The organism is Spongiactinospora sp. TRM90649 (genome assembly GCF_029382225.1).
Taxonomy (GTDB): domain Bacteria; phylum Actinomycetota; class Actinomycetes; order Streptosporangiales; family Streptosporangiaceae; genus Spongiactinospora.
In genome coordinates, this window is record NZ_JARLTC010000009.1 from 169465 (window position 1) to 189677 (window position 20213).

General features: G+C 72.7%; 21 protein-coding genes. 16 read left to right on the top strand and 5 right to left on the bottom strand.

The window, feature by feature from the left end; genetic code table 11:
- Positions 1-42: 42 nt before the first annotated feature.
- The 8 genes from P3X83_RS13260 (at position 43) to P3X83_RS13295 (ending at position 8088) form a co-directional block, all read left to right on the top strand.
- Entirely contained in the window at positions 43-1011 is a 969-nt protein-coding gene (locus P3X83_RS13260) for an aldo/keto reductase (protein ID WP_277305317.1), read from the top strand.
- Positions 1012-1052: 41 nt separating this feature from the next.
- Complete coding sequence (paaK, locus tag P3X83_RS13265; RefSeq protein ID WP_277305318.1) at positions 1053-2357, top strand: phenylacetate--CoA ligase PaaK; 1305 nt, start codon at positions 1053-1055, stop codon at positions 2355-2357.
- 99 nt (positions 2358-2456) lie between these two features.
- On the top strand, positions 2457-3218 hold the full coding sequence (locus P3X83_RS13270) for an ABC transporter ATP-binding protein (RefSeq protein WP_277305319.1): 762 nt from the start codon (positions 2457-2459) through the stop codon (positions 3216-3218).
- Complete coding sequence (locus P3X83_RS13275; RefSeq protein WP_277305321.1) at positions 3215-4096, top strand: ABC transporter permease; 882 nt, start codon at positions 3215-3217, stop codon at positions 4094-4096. The genes P3X83_RS13270 and P3X83_RS13275 overlap by 4 nt, the downstream gene beginning before the upstream one ends.
- Complete coding sequence (locus P3X83_RS13280; RefSeq protein WP_277305322.1) at positions 4093-5163, top strand: ABC transporter substrate-binding protein; 1071 nt, start codon at positions 4093-4095, stop codon at positions 5161-5163. The genes P3X83_RS13275 and P3X83_RS13280 overlap by 4 nt, the downstream gene beginning before the upstream one ends.
- Before the next feature lie 55 nt (positions 5164-5218).
- A complete protein-coding gene (locus P3X83_RS13285; RefSeq protein WP_277305323.1) occupies positions 5219-5857 on the top strand; it encodes an NAD(P)-binding domain-containing protein in 639 nt (212 codons plus the stop codon).
- A gap of 9 nt (positions 5858-5866) precedes the next feature.
- A complete protein-coding gene (locus P3X83_RS13290) occupies positions 5867-7276 on the top strand; it encodes an amidase family protein (protein ID WP_277305324.1) in 1410 nt (469 codons plus the stop codon).
- 26 nt (positions 7277-7302) lie between these two features.
- A complete protein-coding gene (locus P3X83_RS13295; RefSeq protein ID WP_277305325.1) occupies positions 7303-8088 on the top strand; it encodes a crotonase/enoyl-CoA hydratase family protein in 786 nt (261 codons plus the stop codon).
- Between the two features lie 15 nt (positions 8089-8103).
- Here the strand turns inward: P3X83_RS13295 and P3X83_RS13300 are convergent, their stop codons facing one another.
- The gene (locus tag P3X83_RS13300) at positions 8104-8706 is read right to left on the bottom strand and encodes a TetR/AcrR family transcriptional regulator (protein WP_277305326.1); all 603 of its coding nucleotides are present in this window, start codon (positions 8704-8706) and stop codon (positions 8104-8106) included.
- Positions 8707-8805: 99 nt separating this feature from the next.
- Between P3X83_RS13300 and paaZ the strand changes: the two genes are divergently transcribed.
- From paaZ to paaE, 6 genes are read left to right on the top strand one after another with little or no spacing between them, the layout of a single operon-like run.
- Positions 8806-10827, top strand: a complete 2022-nt coding sequence (gene paaZ, locus P3X83_RS13305; RefSeq protein ID WP_346742708.1) for a phenylacetic acid degradation bifunctional protein PaaZ — start codon at positions 8806-8808, stop codon at positions 10825-10827.
- A gap of 19 nt (positions 10828-10846) precedes the next feature.
- A complete protein-coding gene (gene paaA, locus P3X83_RS13310; RefSeq protein ID WP_277305327.1) occupies positions 10847-11776 on the top strand; it encodes a 1,2-phenylacetyl-CoA epoxidase subunit PaaA in 930 nt (309 codons plus the stop codon).
- Positions 11773-12051 carry a 1,2-phenylacetyl-CoA epoxidase subunit PaaB gene (gene paaB, locus P3X83_RS13315; RefSeq protein WP_277305328.1) on the top strand — a complete coding sequence of 93 codons (279 nt, stop codon included), beginning with the start codon at positions 11773-11775 and terminating at the stop codon, positions 12049-12051. Before paaA ends, paaB begins: the two co-directional genes overlap by 4 nt.
- Positions 12035-12790 carry a 1,2-phenylacetyl-CoA epoxidase subunit PaaC gene (gene paaC, locus P3X83_RS13320; RefSeq protein ID WP_277305329.1) on the top strand — a complete coding sequence of 252 codons (756 nt, stop codon included), beginning with the start codon at positions 12035-12037 and terminating at the stop codon, positions 12788-12790. The genes paaB and paaC overlap by 17 nt, the downstream gene beginning before the upstream one ends.
- A complete protein-coding gene (gene paaD / locus P3X83_RS13325; RefSeq protein WP_277305330.1) occupies positions 12784-13305 on the top strand; it encodes a 1,2-phenylacetyl-CoA epoxidase subunit PaaD in 522 nt (173 codons plus the stop codon). The genes paaC and paaD overlap by 7 nt, the downstream gene beginning before the upstream one ends.
- 1 nt (position 13306) lies before the next feature.
- The gene (gene paaE / locus P3X83_RS13330) at positions 13307-14356 is read left to right on the top strand and encodes a 1,2-phenylacetyl-CoA epoxidase subunit PaaE (RefSeq protein ID WP_277305331.1); all 1050 of its coding nucleotides are present in this window, start codon (positions 13307-13309) and stop codon (positions 14354-14356) included.
- 18 nt (positions 14357-14374) lie between these two features.
- On the opposite strand, the gene P3X83_RS13335 is transcribed toward paaE, so the two are convergent.
- The 3 genes from P3X83_RS13335 to pdhA are packed head-to-tail and all read right to left on the bottom strand — an operon-like array spanning position 14375 to position 17696.
- A complete protein-coding gene (locus P3X83_RS13335) occupies positions 14375-15589 on the bottom strand; it encodes a dihydrolipoamide acetyltransferase family protein (RefSeq protein ID WP_277305332.1) in 1215 nt (404 codons plus the stop codon).
- Entirely contained in the window at positions 15586-16584 is a 999-nt protein-coding gene (locus tag P3X83_RS13340; protein WP_277305427.1) for an alpha-ketoacid dehydrogenase subunit beta, read from the bottom strand. Before P3X83_RS13340 ends, P3X83_RS13335 begins: the two co-directional genes overlap by 4 nt.
- A gap of 14 nt (positions 16585-16598) precedes the next feature.
- Positions 16599-17696: a pyruvate dehydrogenase (acetyl-transferring) E1 component subunit alpha gene (gene pdhA / locus P3X83_RS13345; protein WP_277305333.1), complete on the bottom strand. Its 1098-nt coding sequence runs from the start codon at positions 17694-17696 to the stop codon at positions 16599-16601.
- A 107-nt stretch (positions 17697-17803) separates the two neighbouring features.
- Between pdhA and P3X83_RS13350 the strand changes: the two genes are divergently transcribed.
- Complete coding sequence (locus tag P3X83_RS13350) at positions 17804-18307, top strand: Lrp/AsnC family transcriptional regulator (protein WP_277305334.1); 504 nt, start codon at positions 17804-17806, stop codon at positions 18305-18307.
- On the opposite strand, the gene P3X83_RS13355 is transcribed toward P3X83_RS13350, so the two are convergent.
- Entirely contained in the window at positions 18304-18885 is a 582-nt protein-coding gene (locus tag P3X83_RS13355) for a TetR/AcrR family transcriptional regulator (protein ID WP_277305335.1), read from the bottom strand. The genes P3X83_RS13350 and P3X83_RS13355 overlap by 4 nt on opposite strands.
- A gap of 55 nt (positions 18886-18940) precedes the next feature.
- On the opposite strand from P3X83_RS13355, the gene P3X83_RS13360 reads away from it, so the two are divergent.
- Positions 18941-20158, top strand: coding sequence for an FAD-dependent monooxygenase (locus P3X83_RS13360; RefSeq protein ID WP_277305336.1), 1218 nt, complete (start codon positions 18941-18943; stop codon positions 20156-20158).
- Positions 20159-20213 lie beyond the last annotated feature (55 nt).

A 20213-nucleotide genomic window follows, 5' to 3' on the forward strand; every position in this document is an offset into this window, starting at 1 on the left:
CGGCGGCCCGGGAACACACAACAGGCGACAGGAAGGAACAGCATGCGTAAGGTCCCCCTCGGCGCTTCGGGCATCGAGGTCAGTGAGTTCGTCTTCGGCGCCGGTTCCATCGGGGGCGTCGGCGCGTCGGTGAAGACACGCGCCTTCGGCCTGAGCGCCGAGCAGGGATTCGAGCGGCTCGACGAGGCCGTCGCGCTCGGGCTCAACCTCATCGACACGGCCGACTCCTACGGCGGCGGCGAGAGCGAGAAGGTGGTCGGGCGCTGGCTGCGCGACCGGCGGCCGGAGAACCTGCTGGTGGCCTCGAAGGTGGGCCTGGTCAGCAGGCCGGACGGCTCGCGCGGCATCGACCTGTCCGGGGAGCACATCGCCCGGCAACTGGCGCAGAGCGTGGAGCGCCTGGGGCGCGTCGATCTCTACCTGTCGCACGCGCCCGACCCGGTCACGCCGATCGAGGAGACCATCGAGGCGTTCGCCGCCGCCCAGGAGGCGGGGACGATCGGCGCGTACGGCGTCAGCAACGTCAGCCGTCAGCGGCTGGAGTCCATCCTGCACGCGGCGGACGCGCGGGGGCTGCCCCGGCCCGTGTCGGTCGAGAACCGGCTGAACCTGCTCGACCGGGCGGACGAGGCGGAGCTGCTGCCCCTGGTGATGCGGGAGGGGATCGGGTACACGCCGTTCTCGCCGCTCGCCGGCGGGGTACTGTCCGAGCGGTATCTCGACGGGGCGCCCCCGCAGGCGGGCAGCCGGATCGCGGTGGCCGGGGACATGTACTACAAGGGGTTCCACTCGCCGGAGAACCTGGAGCGGGTGGCCGCGCTGCGGGAGATCGCCCGCGAACGGCTGACCAGCGTGTCCGGGCTGGCCCTGGCCTGGCTGCGCGATCACCCTGGGGTGACCGCGCCGATCGTCGCGCCGAGCACCTCCGCGCAGTGGGACGCCGTCACGGACGCCATGCGGATCCGGCTCGACGAGAAGGAGTTCGACCGGATTTCGGAGATCTTCGCCTAGCGCCACCGTCACCCCCCATCCCCCGAACGGGAAGGCAGCCGATGACCACCGCGAGCCTGGAGCCCATCGAGACGGCGACCGTCGACGAACTGCGCGCCCTGCAACTCGGGCGGCTGCGCTGGTCGGTACGGCACGCCTACGAGAACGTCCCCCACTACCGCCGCGTACTCGACGCGGCCGGCGTGCACCCCGACGACATCCGCGAGCTGTCGGATCTGTCCGCCCTGCCGTTCACCACCAAGGACGACCTGCGGGCGAACTACCCGTTCGGCATGTTCGCCGTCCCCCGGGAGACGGTCGTACGCGTCCACGCGTCATCGGGCACCACGGGACGGCCCGCCGTCGTCGGCTACACCCGCGACGACCTGGACCTCTGGGCCGCGGTGGTGGCCAGGAGCATCCGGGCGGCGGGCGGACGTCCCGGCGACCTGCTGCACAACGCCTACGGCTACGGCCTGTTCACCGGCGGCCTCGGGCTGCACGCGGGCGCGGAGAGGCTGGGCTGCACGGTGGTGCCGGTCTCCGGCGGGATGACCGAGCGCCAGGTGCTGCTGATCAGGGATCTCCGGCCGGACATCATCTCGGCCACCCCCTCCTATACGCTCGCGCTGATCGAGGAGATGGAACGCCAGGGGGTCGATCCCCGCTCGACGTCCCTGCGGGTCGGCATCTTCGGCGCCGAGCCGTGGACGGACGAGATGCGGCGGGAGATCGAGGAACGCCTCGGCATCGACGCCGTGGACATCTACGGGCTGTCGGAGGTCATCGGCCCCGGCGTCGCCCAGGAGTGCGTGGAGACCAAGGACGGCCCGCACGTGTGGGAGGACCACTTCTACCCCGAGGTGGTCGATCCGGTCACCGGCGCGGTCCTGCCGGACGGCGAGGAGGGCGAGCTGGTCTTCACCTCGCTGACCAAGCAGGCCATGCCGGTGATCCGCTACCGCACCCGCGACCTGACCCGGCTGCTGCCGGGGACGGCCAGGCCGATGCGCCGGATGGCGCGGATCACGGGCCGCACCGACGACATGATCATCCTTCGCGGAGTGAACCTCTTCCCCACCCAGATCGAGGAACTGCTGCTGGCCACGGCCGAGCTCGCGCCGCACTTCCAGTGCGTGCTGACCCGGGAAGGTCCCCTCGACGCGCTGACCGTCCGGGTGGAACGCCGTGAGGGCGTCCTCGCCCGCACGGCGGTGTCCGCCGCCGGCCGTCTACGCGCGTCGATCAAGAACAGCGTCGGGGTGACCGTCGCGGTCGAGGTCGTCTCCCCGGGCGAGATCGAGCGCTCGACGGGCAAGGTGCGCCGGATCGTCGACGAACGCCCGCGTCCGGCCGCGTCCGGCTGAGACGGCCACCCGGCCGGCGGTCACCGGTCGCTATCGCAGGAGGCTCCCATCAACACCAGATCCGGTTTCCCGGTCACCACGAAAGCCACCAGAACCGCCGTGCGCCTGAGCGGCGTGGGCAAACGCTTCGACAACGGGCTCGACGCCGTCCACGACCTCAGCCTCACCGTGGCGGCCGACGAGTTCGTCGCCATCGTCGGCGCCAGCGGCTGCGGGAAGTCCACGCTGCTGCGCATCATCGCCGGGCTGGTGCCCGGCACGTCCGGTTCGGTCGAGGTCCACGGCGAGAAGGTCACCGCGCCGCGCGCGGACGTCGGCATGATGTTCCAGCGTCCCGCCCTGCTGGAGTGGCGGACGGCCCTGGAGAACGTCCTGCTCCCGGTGCGGATGCACCGCGGGATCGGCGGCGACGACGTGGCGGAGGCCGCCCGGCTGCTGCGGCTCTTCCACCTTTCCGGCTTCGAGCACCACTTCCCCCGGCAGCTCTCCGGGGGCATGCAGCAGCGCGTGGCCCTGGCCCGGCTGCTGATGAGCGGGGCGAAGGTCCGCCTGCTGGACGAGCCCTTCGGCGCGCTCGACGAGCTGACCAGGGAACTGCTGAACACCCAACTGGCGGAGATCCACGGGCGCGCGGCCTCGGCGACGATCCTGGTCACGCACAGCGTCTCGGAGGCCGTGCTGCTCGCGGACCGCGTGGTGGTGATGACGGCCAGGCCGGGCACGATCGCCGCCGACGTGGCGATCCCGCTGCCCAGGCCGCGTCCGATCTCGGTGGTGCACACGCCCGAGTTCCAGGAGCTCGCGCTGACCGTGCGGGACGGCCTCGGCCGCGTCCGGGCCGAAGGCGGGTGTCCGGAGTGACCGCCGGGCCGACCTCGTTCGCCGCCGCCGGGGCCAGGTCGTCCCACAGGCGGCTGATCCCGCCGATCGCGCTGTTCGCGGTGATCGTGGTGCTGTGGGATCTGGCGAACACCCGGCGCTGGGTCAGCGACCTGATCCTGCCCAGGCCGGGCGAGGTCGTCGTCTCCGTCTACGAGCACTTCGCCGGCGGGCTGGTCTGGCCGCATCTGGCGACCACCCTGTACGAGACGCTCGCCGGTTTCGCCCTGGCGGCGGTGCTGGGGGTCGGGCTGGCCGTCGCGGCGGGTTCGTCTTCGCTGCTCAGGCAGATGATCTACCCCTACGCGGTGACGCTGCAGATCCTGCCGATGCTGTCGATCGCGCCGATCCTGATCTCGGCGTTCGGCTTCGGCTACACCTCGAAGATCGTCATCGCGGGCATGATCGCCTTCTTCCCGATCTTCGTCAACGCGCTCACCGGCCTGCTCACCCCGGACCCGGACGCCGAGGAGCTGTTCCGCTCGCTGCGCGCCGGGAAGAAGAAGACCTTCACCGGCCTGCTGCTGCCCACCGCCGCCCCGATGATCTTCGCCGGGCTGCGGATCGGGCTCACCCTGGCGCTGGCGGGCGCGGTCGTCGCCGAACTCGTCTCGGCGCAGGAGGGGCTGGGCTTCCTCATCCAGCGGCACACCGCACAGCTCAACCAGGACGACGCGTTCGCGGTGGTGCTGATCCTGACCGCGATGGGGCTGCTGCTGTACGGGGCGATCAACCTCATCGACCACGTCGTGGTGTTCTGGCGGCACCCCGGCAGGCTCACCCGCAAGTCAAGAAGCCGGAGCAGGCGCTTCCAGCGGCTGCTTCCGCCGGCGGCCGTCACGGCGGAGAAGGTGCCATGACAAGATCTCGGCCAACACCCGTTCTGCTCACACTCCTGCTGATCATCGCGCTGTCCGCCTGCGGCGGCACCGGCGCCGCCACCGGCGGCTCGGACGGCAGGCTCACCCTCGCCACCCCCGCCCCCAACTCGCTGTTCACCTTCAACCAGGTCATCGCGGAGAAGCTCGGCTTCTTCAAGGACGAGGGCCTGACCGTCACGCTCGCCCCGGTGGTGGACAGCATCCCGATCGCCGGGCTGGTGCAGAACGGCAAGGCCGACATCGGCCTGGTCGCGGCCACGGACGCGATCACGGCGGCGCTCCGCACGGACGAGCTGCGCATGCCGTACGACGAGCGGACCGGCGGCAACGGCTTCCTCGTCGGCCTCGTCGTCCCGGAAAAGAGCGGCGTCAAGACGGTCGCCGACCTTGCGGGGAAGAACGTCGGCCTGGCCTCCCCCGACCAGGACCGCGCGTACCTGACCGCCGTCCTGCGGAAGGCCGGCATGACCATCGGCGACGTCGAGACCACGATGGTCGGGCCGGGCAGCCCGTCGGTGGCGCAGACCCTGGAGTCCGGGCGCATCGCGGCCTACGCCGGGACGCTCACCGACTTCTTCGCCTTCGACGAGGCCGGGCTGCCGGTGCGCGACATCACCCCCGAGGGCCTGGAGGGCCTGCCGGTCGGCGGCTACATCGTGCGCGCCGAGAGCCTGAAGCAGGGCGACGCGCTGGTGCGGTTCTTCCGGGCGATGGCCAGGGGCACCTACGTCGGCCTGGAACGCCCGAAGGTGGCGGAGGCCGCCGCCCGGCAGGCCGCCCCGGAGGAGTGGGGCGAGCCGGAGAAGAGCAGGGGCCTGCTCGCGGAGCTGGCCAAGACCCTGGCACCCTTCGACGGGAAGAACTTCGGCGAGATCAAGGCGGATCGCTGGAGCAACGCGCAGAGCCTCCTGAAAGAGGCCGGGGTGATCGACGCCTCCGTCGATCTGAACACGTTCCTGGCGCGGGACGTGCTCGCGCCCGTCAACGCCTTCGACCGCGCCGCGACGCTGGCCAAGGCCGACGCCTGGCTCGCCCAGAACGGCTGAGCCCCCCATCCACCATTCCGGCAATGAAGATCCGACTCTTCTTGAGGAGCACACCTTGACGAACATCGCCGTTCTCGGTTCCGGGCGCGTGGGTGGCACCCTGGCCGCCAAGTTCGCCGAAACCGGGCACCAGATCACCATCGGCAGCAGGAACGTCACCGAGGTCTCCGCCAGGTGGGCGGGCCCGGCGGTGAAGGTCGCGAGCCCCGCCGACGCCGCGCGGGCCGCCTCGGTGGTCGTCAACGCGACCCCCGGCGACACCTCCCTGGAACGGCTCACCGCGCTGCGCGACGAGCTGTCCGGGAAGATCCTGATCGACGTGTCCAACGCCACGGAGCACGGGCCGGACGGCATGCCGGGCGGCCTCTGCTACCCCAACAGCAGCGTGGCCGAGCACCTGCAGGCCGTCCTGCCGGAGACGCGGGTGGTGAAGACCCTGAACACCATGGTCTTCCCGGTCATGGTCGATCCGCACCGGCTCAAGAGCTCGCCGAACGTGTTCCTGTCCGGTGACGACGACGCCGCCAAGAAGGTCGTCACCGAGCTGCTGGGGGACCTCGGCTGGCCCGCGGAGTGGATCGAGGACCTGGGGGGCATCACCACCGCGCGGGGACCGGAGGCGATCATGCTGCTGGTCCCGGCGATCATGCGCAAGCACGGCATGGTCCCGTTCGCGTTCCGCGTCGTGCTGTAGGCGGCGGGCATGCGGAAGGAACCGCACTGGCTGACGGCCGTCGAGGCCGTCCGCCTGCTGCGCGACGGCGCGCTGAAGATCGACGACTATGTGGAGGCGCTGATCGAGCGCACCACCCGGCTGTCGCACCTGAACACCTACATCACCCACGATCCCGGCCTCATCCGGCGCTCGCTGAACGACGGCCCGGAGCCGGCCGGCCCGCTGTACGGCCTGCCGTTCGCGCTGAAGGACTCCATCGGCACCGCGCACCTTCCCACCACGGCCGCCACCCCGGGCCTGCGTAACTGGCGGCCGGGCCGGGACGCGCCGATCGCGCGGCGGCTGCTCGACGCGGGCGGCACGCTGATGGGCAAGCAGGCGCTGGGCGAGCTGTCCTTCGGGATGACCGGCGACAACCCGGCGTTCGGCACGGTGGGCAACCCCTATAACGAGTCGTACATAGTGGGAGGAAGCAGCGGCGGGACCGCTGCGGGCGTCGCGGCCGGGCTGGTCCCGGCGGCGCTGGGGGCCGACACGGGCGGGTCCTGCCGGATCCCGGCGGCGCTGTGCGGCTGTGTCGGTTTCCGCCCCACCCACGGGCGCTACGACCAGCGCGGCATCGTGCCGATCTCCTCCACCCGCGACACGGCCGGGCCGATCGCCCGGTGCGTGGCGGACGTGCGGCTGATCGACTCCATCTGCTCCCCCGACGGCGCGGACCCGTCGGCCACGGCCGACCTGTCCGGGCTGCGGCTGGGCGTGCCGTCCGCGTACTTCTACGAGGACCTCGACCCGGACGTGGCCGCGGTGACCGAACGCGCGCTGGCCGAACTCGCGGCGCGGGGCGCGGTGCTGGTCGAGCAGGACATCCCGCACCTGCGGCGGCTCAACGAGCTGGTCGCCTTCACCATCGTGCTGTACGAGGTGGGCCGGGAGCTGTCGGCCTATCTCTACCAGCACGCGGCGCCGCTGAACTTCCGCGACCTGGTCGGGTGGGTCGCGATCGGCTCGGTGCGCGAGACGCTCTCCGCGCTCGTCGGCGAGGACCAGATCTCCGCCGCCGACTACCGGGAGGCGCTCACGGTGCACCTCCCGGCGCTGCGCGCGGCCTACGCCGGCTACTTCGTCGAACACGAGGTGAGCGCCATCGTGGTCCCGACGACGCCGCTGCCCGCCCGTCCGCACCGGCCTTCGGGGCAGGACGCCACGGTCCCGCTCAACGGCGTCGAAGTGGACACCTTCCTCACCTACATCCGCAACACCGACCCGCCGAGCAGTGCGGGGCTGCCGTGCCTGTCGATTCCGTCGGGCCTGTCCGGCGACGGCCTGCCGATCGGCCTGGAACTCGTCGGCCCCGCCGCCTCCGACACCCGGCTGCTGGCCATCGGCGAGGCGATCGAGGCCGCCCTGCCCCCGCTGCCCAGGCCCGCGCTCTGAAGCCCCGTCCACTCAGGAGCCGAATCATGAACGAGAGCAAGGCCGTGCACTACGAGCGGCGGGACGGGCTGGCGCTCATCCGCCTCGACCGGCCGGAGGCCGCCAACGCCATCGACCCCCCGGCGCTGCGGGCGCTGGGCGCGGCCTATCACCGGGCCGACAACGACGATCAGGTGAAGGTCGTGGTGCTGCACGCGGAGGGCCGCGACTTCTCCGCCGGACTGGACCCGACGAGTTTCCTGCCGGTGCTGCGCGCCCGCGAGTACAGCGCCGACGGGCCCGGGCTGATCAATCCGTTCGGGACGACGACGCGCCTGTCCAAGCCGCTGGTCGTGGCGGTGCAGGGCACGGTGGGCGCGATGGCGCACGAGCTGATGCTGGCCGCCGACATCCGGATCGCCGCGTCCGACGCCAGATTCGGCCAGGGCGAGGTCAGCCGGGGAACCTCCCCGGCGGGCGGCGGCGGCGCGCGCATGCCGCTCACGGCGGGGTGGGGCAACGCCATGCGGTGGATCCTCACCGGGGAGAGCTGGGACGCGGCGGAGGCGTTCCGGCTCGGGCTGGTTCAGGAGGTCGTCGCGCCCGGCGAGCAGGTGCCGCGCGCGGTCGAGCTGGCGGAGCGGATCGCGACGCACCCGCCGCTCGCCGTCCGCGAGACGCTCCGGCTGGGACGGCGGGCCTGGGAGGGCCACGCCCAGCAGGTCCTCGCCGAGCTGGTGCCGACCCTCTACCGGCTGCTGAACACGCGTGACTTCGCCGAGCGGCTCACCGCCATGCGCGAGGGAAGGGAGCCGGTGTACGTGGGCGAGTGATGCTCCCGATACGCCTTATCGCCGCAGGCCGTCGAACGCCATCGCGCGGACGGCCGCGGCGAGCCCGGCCGCCCCGGTCGGCTCACCGGGGCGGTACCACTCCACCACCGAGTTGATCATGCCGAACAGCAGCCGGGCGGCGATGGCGGGATCGACGTCGACCCGGATGTCGCCGTCGTCCTTGGCCTCGGCGACGAGTTCGGCCACCAGCCGGTCGAACCGCCGCCGCCGCGCCAGCGCGCGCTGCTCGACCTCGGTGTTGCCGCGCACCCGCAGCAGCAGGGTGACGAAGGGCAGCCGCTCGACCAGCACCGCGACGCTGCCCTGGATCAGGTGGTCGAGCCGGTCGATCGCGGGGGCCTGGCGCGCTGCGGCGTCGGCCGCGGCCTCGAACAGGCCGTCCAGGGCGTGATCGACGGCCAGCCGCAGCAGTTCGTCCTTGCTCGCGACGTGATGGTAGATGGCGGCCTTGGAGATGCCGAGCTTCTTGGACAGGTCGTCCATGCTGGTGCCGTCGTAGCCGCGCTCGTTGAAGACCTGGACCGCCACCTGGAGCAGGGTCTCCCGGTTGTATCCGGGGCGTCCCCTGCGCGGGCGGCTTGAGTCCACGGTCGGCACGCTTTTCATTATGGGCCCATGGACCAGGGCTTCCGCCGGGCGCACCCGGCGGGTTACATTACTAACCGAACGTCCGGTCAGTTAATGGAGGTGGCCAGGGTGATCCCACTGCGGAGCTTCGTCTCGGGTCGTTGGCAGGTCCCGTCCGACGAAGGCCGCCCGGTGCTCGACGCGGTGACGGGCAAGGAGGTGGCGCGCGTCTCGGCGGCGGGCGTCGACCGGGCGGCGGCGCTCGCCTACGGCCGCCGCGCCGGCGGCCCCGCCCTGCGCGAGCTGACCTTCCACCAGCGCGCCGCGCTGCTGAAGCGGCTCGCCCTGTTCCTGCGCGAGCACCGCGAGGAGCTGTACGCGCTGTCGGCCCGCACCGGCGCCACCCCCGCCGACTCCCGCGTCGACGTGGACGGCGGGATCGGCGTGCTGCTGTCCTACGCGAGCAAGGGCCGCCGCGAGTTGCCCAACGACACGGTGCTGGTGGAAGGCGAGACGGAGCCGCTGAGCAAGGGCGGCACGTTCGTCGGCCGCCATCTGTGCACGCCGATGCCGGGCGTCGCGGTGCAGATCAACGCCTTCAACTTCCCCGTCTGGGGACCGCTGGAGAAGTTCGCGCCCGCCTTCCTCGCCGGGATGCCGAGCCTGGTCAAGCCCGCCACCCCGACCGCCTACCTCACCGCCCGGCTCGTCGAGCTGGCCGTCGAGTCGGGCGTGCTGCCCGACGGAACCCTGCAGCTCCTGTGCGGCGAGGCCGGAGACCTGCTCGACCACCTCACCGAGCAGGACCTGGTGGCGTTCACCGGCTCGGCCGCCACCGCCGCCCGGCTGCGCGACCACCCGGCGATCTCCGGCCGCTCCGTGCGGTTCAACGCCGAGGCCGACTCGCTCAACTGCGCCGTCCTGGGCCCCGACGCCCGGCCCGGCACGACCGAGTTCGACCTGTACGTCGGGCAGCTCGTCACGGAGATGACGGTGAAGGCCGGCCAGAAGTGCACCGCGATCCGCCGGGCCATCGTCCCGGCCGATCTGCTGGACGCGGTGGCCGAGGCGACCAGGGAACGGCTTGCGGCCGTCAGGGTCGGCGACCCGGCGCACCCGGAGGTCACGATGGGCCCGCTGGCCGGCCGCGAGCAGCGCGAGGAGGTCCGCTGCGCGCTCAAGAGCCTGATGGACGCGGCGACCGTCGTGCACGGCACGCCCGACCGGGTGGACGCGCTGGGCGCGGACGCCGAGCGCGGCGCGTTCCTGTCGCCGATCCTGCTCTCGGCGGGCGATCCCGCGCGCGGCGAGGTGCACGAGGTGGAGGCGTTCGGGCCGGTGGCCACGCTGGTGCCGTACCACTCGGCGGCGCACGCGGTGGAGCTGGCCGCACGCGGCCGGGGCAGCCTGGTGGCGTCCGTGGTCACGGCCGACCCCGGCTTCGCCCGCACGGTCGTCCTCGGCGCGGCGCCCTGGCACGGGCGGATCCTGGTGCTCAACGCCGAGGACGCGCGGGAGTCCACCGGCCACGGCTCGCCGCTGCCGATGCTGGTGCACGGCGGTCCCGGCCGGGCCGGGGGCGGCGAGGAGCTCGGCGGCGTCCGGGGCGTGCTGCACCACATGCGGCGGACGGCGATCCAGGCCGGTCCGGCCATGATGAGCGCGCTCACCGGCAGGTGGACCCAGGGCGCGCCGCGCGCCGAGGGCGTCCACCCGTTCCGCAAGCACCTGGGCGAACTGCGGGTCGGCGACTCGGTGACCGCCGGGCCGCGCACGGTGTCGCTCGCCGACATCGAGCACTTCGCCGAGTTCACCGGCGACACCTTCTACGCGCACATGGACGAGGAGGCCGCCGCCGCCAACCCGTTCTTCGACGGCCGGGTCGCGCACGGCTACCTGGTCGTCTCACTGGCCGCCGGGCTGTTCGTGGACCCCGATCCGGGGCCGGTGCTGGCCAACTACGGCCTGGAGAACCTGCGGTTCCTGACCCCGGTCTACCCCGGTGACGAGCTGAGCGTCACACTCACCGCCAAGCAGATCACGCCCCGGGAGGACGCCGAGCACGGCGAGGTCCGCTGGGACACCCGGGTCACCAACCAGGACGGCGCCGTGGTCGCCGCCTACGACGTGCTCACCATGGTGCGGAAGTGAGGGCCAGATGAGTGACCCGATGAGTGACCCGATGACCGGATTCGACGCGATCATCGCACGTGACCAGCGGGTGGAGCCCCGCGACGAGATGCCGGACGCCTACCGGGCGACGCTGATCCGGCAGATCGCCCAGCACGCCCACTCGGAGATCATCGGCATGCAGCCGGAGGGGTACTGGATCACCCGGGCGCCCTCGCTGCGCCGCAAGGCGATCCTGCTGGCCAAGGTCCAGGACGAGGCCGGCCACGGCCTCTACCTCTACGCGGCGGCCGAGACCCTCGGCGCGGACCGGGACGACCTCACCGACGCGCTGATGTCCGGACGCCAGAAGTACTCCTCGATCTTCAACTACCCGTCGCTGACGTTCGCCGACGTGGGCGTGATCGGCTGGCTGGTGGACGGCGCGGCGATCTGCAACCAGGTGCCGCTGTGCCGCACCTCCTACGGCCCGTACGCGCGGGCGATGATCCGCATCTGCAAGGAGGAGTCCTTCCACCAGCGGCAGGGCTACGAGCTGCTGATGACCATGATGCGCGGCACCGGATCGCAGCGCGAGATGGTCCAGGACGCGGTGGACCGCTGGTGGTGGCCCGCGCTGATGATGTTCGGCCCCCCGGACGGCGAGTCCCCCAACTCCGCCAGGTCGATGGCCTGGAAGATCAAGCGGCACACCAACGACGAGCTGCGCCAGCGGTTCGTGGACATGAGCGTGCCGCAGGCGGACGCGCTCGGCGTCGCCCTGCCCGACCCGGAGCTGCGCTGGAACGCCGAGCGCGGCCGGCACGACTTCGGCGAGATCGACTGGGCGGAGTTCCGCCGCGTGGTCGGCGGCGACGGCCCCTGCAACGCCGAGCGGGTCGCGGTGCGCCGGGCGGCGCACGAGGACGGCGCCTGGGTCCGCGAGGCCGCGGCGGCGCACGCCGCCAAGAGCGCCGGGCGGGCGGCATGAGCTGGCCGCTGTGGGAGGTCTTCGTCCGGGCCAGGCGCGGCCTGAGCCATGTGCACGCGGGCTCGCTGCGCGCCGCCGACGAGGCCATGGCCCTGCACAACGCCCGCGACCTCTACACCCGCAGGGACGAGGGCGTGAGCATCTGGGTGGTCAGGAGCGAGCACATCGCCGCCTCCAGCCCGCAGGAGCGCGACCCGTTCTTCGCCCCCAACGCCGACAAGATCTATCGCCACCCGACCTTCTATGAGATTCCCGAAGATGTCCCCCATATCTGAGGAACTGGCGCAGTACTGCCTGATGCTGGGCGACGACGCGCTGATCATGTCGCATCGCCTCCAGGAGTGGTGCACCCACGCCCCCGAGCTGGAGGAGGAGGTGGCCCTGGCCAACATCGCGCTCGACCTGCTCGGCCAGGCCCGCCTGCTGCTGGCCCGCGCGGGCGGCTCCGAGGCGGACGAGGACCGGCTGGCCTTCTTTCGCGACGCCGGGGAGTTCCGCAACGTGCGGTTCGTCGAGAAGAGCGGGGACTTCGCCGTCGTCATGGCCCGGCTCCTGGTGTTCTCCGCATGGCGGCTCGCGCTGTTCGGCGCGCTGACCGCCTCGCGGGACCCCGAGCTGGCGGCCGTGGCCAAGAAGGGCGTCAAGGAGCTCGCCTACCACCGCGACCACGCCGCCCAGTGGATGGTCCGGCTCGGCGACGGCACCGACCTGTCCCGCGAGCGCGCCCAGCGGGCCTGGGACGACGCCCTCGACGACGCCGCCGAACTGCTGCACGCGCACCCCGTCGAGCGGCGGATGGCCGGGGCCGGGATCGGCGCCGACCCGGCCGCCGCGCGTGCCGCGCTGGACGAGGTCCTGACCACGGTGGCGACGGCCGCCACCCTGCGCCACCGCCCCCTCGGCCCACCGCCGGACGGCGGGACCGGCCGGTACGGCGAGCACTCCGCCCCCATGGCCGGGCTGCTCGGCGAACTGCAGGGCGTCGCCCGCGCCCACCCGGACGCCACATGGTGACGGCATCGGGGGCACCGACGGCCTCGACGGCACCGACGGCACGGCAGGTCGCCGAGACGGTGACCGACCCCGAGCTGCCGGTGCTGACCCTGGCCGATCTCGGCGTGCTGCGCGAGGTGACCGAACGCCCGGACGGCCTGGTCGTGGTGGCCATCACACCCACCTACACCGGCTGCCCGGCGATCGAGGCGATGCGCGACGACCTGCGCGCCCGGCTGGCCGAGGAGGGGTTCACCCGGGTCGAGATCCGCACGGTCCTGGACCCTCCGTGGACCAGCGACTGGATCAGCGCGGCGGGCCGGGAGAAGCTCCGGGCGGCGGGGATCGCGCCGCCGTCCCCCGCTCCCCCGTCCGGCGGCCCGGTGAACCTCGGGCCGATCCACCGCCTGGTGCGCTGCCCGCGCTGCGGCTCGGCCGACACCGTGACGCTGTCCGCGTTCGGCTCCACCGCCTGCAAGTCCCTGCACCGCTGCCACGCCTGCGGCGAACCCTTCGAACGCGTGAAGGAGATCTGAGATGAGCGGTTTCCACGCGCTCGCCGTCGATCGGGTCGAACGGCTGTGCGACGACGCAGTCGCGATCACCTTCGCCGTGCCCGCCGAGCTGACCGGCACGTTCGCCTTCCGGCCGGGGCAGTTCCTGACCCTGCGCCGCGTGGTGGACGGCCGGGAGGAACGCCGCTCGTACTCGATCTGCGCCCCCGACGGCGAGGCCCCGCGCATCGGCGTGCGCGAGGTGCCCGACGGGCTGTTCTCCTCCTGGCTGGTCCGCGAGGTCGGGCCGGGCGACGTCATCGAGGCGCTGCCCCCCGCCGGGTCCTTCACCCCTGACCTGGCCCGGACGCGGCACCACGTGCTGATCGCGGCGGGTTCGGGCATCACGCCGATGATGTCCATCGCCGCCGCCGTCCTGCGCGACCCGGAGGCCCGCGTGTCCGTCCTGTACGGCAACCGCCGGGGCCGGACGGTGATGTTCGCCGACGAGCTGGCCGACCTGAAGGACGCCCACCTGGACCGCTGCGAGGTCACGCACGTGCTGAGCAGAGAGCCCAGGGAGGCCGGGCTCGGCGGCAGGCTCGACCGGGCCGCCCTCGCCGAGCTGCTCCCCCGCCTCTACCCCGTGGACGAGGTCGGCCACTGGTGGCTGTGCGGGCCGCTCGGCCTGGTCACCGGCGCGCGGGACGTGCTCGGCGAGCTGGGCGTGCCACGGGAGCGGATCCACCAGGAGCTGTTCTACGTCGGGGACGAGCCCCCCGCGCCCCGGCGGCACGGCGAGGAGGCGACCGGGGGCGAGTGCGCGGTGACGATCACCCTGGACGGCCGGGCGACCACCCTCCGCGCCACCCGCGAGACCCGGCTGCTCGACGCCGCGCGCCGGGTCCGCCCCGACGCGCCGTACGCGTGCCGGAGCGGGGTCTGCGGCACCTGCCGGGCCAAGGTCGTCAGCGGGCGGGTGGACATGCGGCGCAACTTCGCGCTCGAACCGGAGGAGATCGCCGCCGGGTTCGTGCTGACCTGCCAGTCGGTCCCCGACTCCGACGAGATCACCCTGGACTTCGACGGCTGACCCGGCCTCACGTGTGGCCTACATGTGGGTGAACAGGACCTCCGGGCGCTCGACGCAGTCGGCGACGAACCGGAGGAACCCGCCCGCGACGCCGCCGTCGCAGACGCGGTGGTCGAAGGTGAAGGAGAGCTGGGTGACCTCGCGCAGCCGGATCTCGCCCTCGAACGCCCAGGGGCGGGGGGCGATCCGCCCGACTCCGAGCATGGCGGCCTCGGGGTGGTTGAGGATCGGGGTGGAGCCGTCCACGCCGAACACGCCGTAGTTGTTGAGGGTGAACGTGCCGCCGGTGAGGTCGGCCGGGGCCAGCCGTCCCTCGCGGGCCGCCTCGGTGCGTTCGCGCAGGGCGGCGGCGAGTTCGGCCAGGGTCATCGTGTGGGCGTCGCGGACGACCGGCACGACCAGGCCCCGGTCGGTCTGCGCGGCGAAGCCCAGGTTCACCCGCGACATCCGGACGATCTCCTGACGCCCGGTGTCCACGGTGGCGTTGAGCTCGGGGAAGCGGCGCAGCCCGGCCAGGCAGATCCGGGCGAACAGGGCGAGCATCCCGACCCGCGCGGCGGGGTCGGCGTCTCCGATGTCGTGCTTGAGGCGCACCAGGGGGGTGGCGTCGGCCTCGACCCAGGTGGTGGCGTCGGGGATCTCCCGCCTGCTGCGGGACATCTTCTCGGCGATGGTCCGCCGGATGCCGGTGATCGGCACGCGGACCGTGTCGCGCTCCTCCGGGACCTTTGGGGCGCTTGGGATCTCGGTGGCGGCGATGGCGGTCTCGACGTCCTGCCGCAGCACGACGCCGCCCGCGCCGCTACCGGTGAGCGTCTCGACATCGACGCCGTTGTCCCTGGCCAGGCGGCGCACCACGGGCGAGATGACCCGCGTGGCCGTCCCCGCCGGGGCAGAGGATGAGGGAGGCGCCGCCCGGCGGCGGCGAGAGCGGCGGGTTTCGGTCGTCGTGCCGTACCCGACGAGGACGTTGCCCGAGCCCGCCGGTTCCGCCGGGACGGTCACCGCGATCAGCGGCGACCCGACCCCCAGTACCGATCCGGCCTCGGCGTACAGCTCGGAGACCGTCCCGGCGAACGGCACCGGCACGTCCACGGCCGCCTTGGCGGTCTCCACCTCCACCACGACCTGGTCGATCGTCACGGTGTCGCCGACCGACACCCGCCACCGCAGGATCTCCGCCTCGGTCAGCCCTTCGCCGAGATCCGGCAGGCGGAAGACCGTCGCGCTCATGCGGCACCGTCCAGGAGGTAACGAGTATCGGGCCGGTCGTCGCGCTGGAGGCGGTCGAGCACGTCGAGGATGCGATCGACGCTCGGCAGGTGGTGGCGCTCCAGCATCGGGGGTGGATAGGGCACGTCGAACCCGGCCACCCGCAGCACCGGCGCGCGCAGGCTGTGGAAACACCGCTCCTGCACCCGTGCGGCGATCTCCGCGCCGACCCCGGCGAAGCCCGCGGCCTCGCTGACCACCACGCAGCGGCCGGTCCGGCGTACGGAATCACCGACGGTCACGTCGTCGAACGGCACGATCGTGCGGACGTCGACGACCTCCAGGTCCCAGCCCTCCTCCTTGGCCGCCTCGGCGGCCTCCAGCGCGACCGGGACGCTCGGCCCGTACGCGACGAGGGTCGCGTCGCCGCCCGCCCGCCGCACGACGGCCCGGCCGAACGGCTCGGCGCGGGTGAGCCGCTCGACGTCCGCCTTGGCCCAGTACAGCTTCTTCGGCTCCAGGAAGACGACCGGGTCGGGGTCCTCGATCGCCTCGCGCAGCAGCGAGTACGCGTCCTGGACGGTCGCCGGGGTGACGACCTTCAGCCCCGGCGTCTGCGCGTAGTACGCCTCGCTGGAGTCGCAGTGGTGCTCCACCCCGCCGATCCCGCCGCCGTACGGGATGCGGATGACGAGCGGCAGCCCGACCTTCCCCCGGGTCCGGTTGCGCATCTTGGCGACGTGCGAGGCGATCTGCTCGAAGGCCGGGTAGGCGAACGCGTCGAACTGCAGCTCCACGACCGGGCGGAAGCCGCCCATGGCCATGCCGACGGCGAAGCCGACGATGCCCGCCTCGGCGAGAGGGGTGTCGAAGCAGCGGTCGTCGCCGAGCGCGGCGGCCAGCCCGTCGGTGATCCGGAACACGCCCCCGAGCGCGCCGACGTCCTCGCCGAACACCACGACCCGCTCGTCGTCGTGCATCGCCTCGCGCAGGGCGGTGTTGAGCGCCTGGGCCATGGTGATCGTGCTGATCACGGCTGTGCCTCCTCTGCCAGCAGTTCGGCGCGCAGCAGCGCCCGCTGCTCGGCCAGTTGCGGGGTCGGCGCGCTGTAGACGTGGTCGAACAGCCCGAGCGGGACGAGTTCGGGGTCGGCGTTCATCCGGGTCCGCAGGCTCGCGGCGAACTCCTCGGCCTCGGCCGTCCACGCGGCCTCGTCTTCGTCGGTGAGCAGGTGGCGGCGGCGCAGGTGGCCCGCGAGCCGGGCGATCGGGTCGCGGGCCCGCCACTCGTCGGCCTCGGCGTCGTCGCGGTAGCGGGTGGCGTCGTCGGCGTTGGTGTGCGACTCCAGCCGGTAGGTGTGCGCCTCGACCAGGTAGGGGCCGTTGCCCGCGCGGGCGTGCCGGACGGCGGCGGCGAGCACGGCCAGCACCGCGACCGGGTCGTTGCCGTCCACGCGTTCGGCGGGCATGCCGTAGCCGATGCCCTTGTGCGCGAGGGACGGCGCGGCGGTCTGGCGCTCCAGCGGGACGGAGATGGCGTAGTGGTTGTTCTGCACGAGGAACACCACGGGGGCCTTGAACACGGCGGCGAAGTTCAGCGCCTCGTGGAAGTCGCCCTCGCTGGTGGCACCGTCGCCGACGCAGGCCAGGGCGACCTTCCCGGTTCCCTTCCGGCGCTCGGCGTAGGCGACCCCGGCGGCGTGCGCGCACTGGGTGGCCAGCGGCGTGCACTGCGGGGCAACGTGGTGCAGCACGGGGTCGTAGCCGCAGTGCCGGTCCCCGCGCAGCAGGGCGAGCACCTCCACCGGGTCGATGCCGCGCGTGACCAGGGCGACCGACTCGCGGTAGGTGGGGAAGAGCCAGTCGCCGTCGCCGAGGACGAGCGCGGCGGACACCTGGCAGGCCTCCTGGCCGTGGCTGGAGGGGTAGACGGCCAGCCGTCCCTGCTTGGTCAGCGCGGTGGCCTGCGCGTCGAACCGCCGTCCGATGATCATCGCGCGGTGGGCCGCGCGCAGCAGCTCGTCGTCCGGCGCGGGGTGCGGATGCCGGCCGCGCCGCAGCGCGCCGGTGTCGGTCAGGTAGCGGACGGGCTCCGCTGAGGGGAGCAGCGTCTCTGCCCGAGCCGTCATGGGGTTCACCTCCGAATGCGATCCGTGCTAGGAATATGCGCCAGGTGAGCCATTAGTCTCAATAGCCAGGGAAAAGTGTGGACGTACGGCCCAGATCAGGAGGTTCCATGGACCAGTTGCCTCCCGAGGCCCCACCGACCTCCGATCCGATCGGACGTTCGGCCGGTCGTCCAGCCGCCCCTATCGACGACATCGACCGGGCCATCATCCGGGCGCTGCGGGACGACGGCCGTCTTTCCGTCCGCGCGCTGGCCGAACGGGTCAGCGTCTCCCGCTCCAACGCCTACACACGCCTGGAACGCCTGATCGACGACGGCGTCATCACCGGCTTCACCGCCCTCGTGGACCCGGTCCGCGCGGGCCTGGCCACGGGCGCGTACGTGCTGGTCACCATGGAGCAGCACTCCTGGCGCGAGATCGCCGCCCGGCTGCGCGAGATCCCCTACATCGAGCACCTGGCCTTCGTCGGCGGCGACGTCGACCTGGTCATGCTCGTCCGCACCCCCGACAACGCCTCCCTGCGCGACGTCGTCCTGGCCCGCATCCACGCAGTAGAGGGCGTCCGCTCCACCCGCACCTGGCTGATCTTCGACGAGCCCCCGGCCGACTAGCCGGCGCAGCCGGAGAGCATGGCCTCGACCAGGTCGCGGACGACGTCCCTGGTGACGGCACCTGGCGGGAGGCCGACCAGGGTGAACAGCGCACCGCTGTAGAGCGCGATCAGGATGGGAATCCGCTCGCGGGGGACGGTGAGACCGAGCGTTTCGTGCTGCCCGACCGTGATGTGCTCCGCCGTGGCCGCAAGGCCCGCGAGCGCCGACGCGAGGGCCGGGCTGCGCGTGGCCTCCAGTCGCAGTTCGAAGATCGCCAGATAGCGGTCCCGAAGCGTGGTCGCCGCCGTGAACAGCGAATCGGTGAGCAGCTCGGCCGGCGCGGCCGGCCGAACTGCCAGCGCGGCGGGCCGCTCGACGGCCTCGGCCTGCTCGGCGTGGTGCAGCTCGGCGACCCGCTCGGCCGCGGCCACCAGCAGCGCCTCCCGGCTGCGGAAGTAGTTCGAGGCCGTCCCCGGCGGGACACCGGCCGCCTTCTCGACCGCGCGATGGGTCACCCCGTGCACCCCCGACGAGGCCAGCAGGGCGATCGCGGTGTCGGCCAGCGCCCGGCGACGGGCCGGATTCGTGGGCGGCATCCGGCCATGCTACCAATATCCGTACTAGTACGATCGTAGTGAACCGGAGGCTCATATGAGGATCGCGGTGGTCGGAGCCGGGCTCGGCGGAGTCGCGGCGGCGGTGGGGCTGCACCGCACCGGGCATGAGGTGACGCTCTTCGAGCGGGCCGCCGAGCTGCGCGAGGCGGGCACCGGGATCGTGGTCATGCCCAACGGCCTGCACGCCCTGGACACGCTCGGCCTGGCCGAAGACGTGCGCGGGCACGTCATCCGGGCGACCCGCGCCGGCCTGCGCGACCGGCGGGGACGTCCGCTGCTGATCACCGACCTGAACGCGGCGCAGTCGGTCTTCGGCACACCGGTCATCATCGACCGTGCGGAACTGCACCGAATCCTGCGCGCCCCGCTCCCGGACGCCCTGGTGCGGACGGCGACCCCGATCGAACGCCTGGAGCCCGCCCCCACCAGCGTGCGCGTGATCGCCAACGACCCACCCGCCGCCACCGGCGTGATCGCCGACGGTACGCCCGGCCCCACCGACATGAACGTAATCGCCAACGGTACGCCCATCGCCACGGTGGACGCCGTGATCGCGGCCGACGGCATCGGCAGCGCGCTGCGCGCGCAACTCTTCCCCGACCACCCGGGGCCCCGCCGGATCGGCCGGATGGACCTGCGCGGCATGCTGCCGCGCCCCGCCGGCCTGGACCCGGAACCGCTGGCCGGTCAGTTGGTCGACCGCCGCAACGGGGCGATGTTCGGCCTCTTCCCGCTCGGCGACGACCGGCTGTACTGGTTCACCGACACCGCACTGCACGGCCCGCCGCCCGGCCCCGAGGAAGCCCGCCGGCAGATGCTGTCCCTGATGGCCGACTGGCATCCGACCGTCACGGCGGTGATCGAGGCCACCCCGCCCACCGCCATCTACGTCGACCCGATCGGCGCCCTGCTCGACCCGCTGCCCTCCTATGTGAGCGGCAGGGTCGCCCTCCTCGGCGACGCCGCGCACGCCATGTCCCCCGACCTCGGCCAGGGCGCGAGCCAGGCCTTCGAAGACGCCGCCGCCCTGACCCGCCACCTGACCGGCGCCACAACGACGGAGGTCGCCCAGCGCCTGCTCCGCTACGACGCCGAACGCAGACCCAGAGCCGGAACCATGGTCCGCGCGGCCCTCCGCCAGTCCCGGCTCACCTCCCAGACCGGCCCCACCGCCTGGCTACGCGACGCACTGCTGCGCACGGTGCCATCACGCCTGGCCGCCCGCCAACTCGCCGCCCTCTGGCAGGTCTAGCGGCCAGAACGGCGGGCGCAGACCGACGCATTCACGCAGTGCACGCCATATAGCA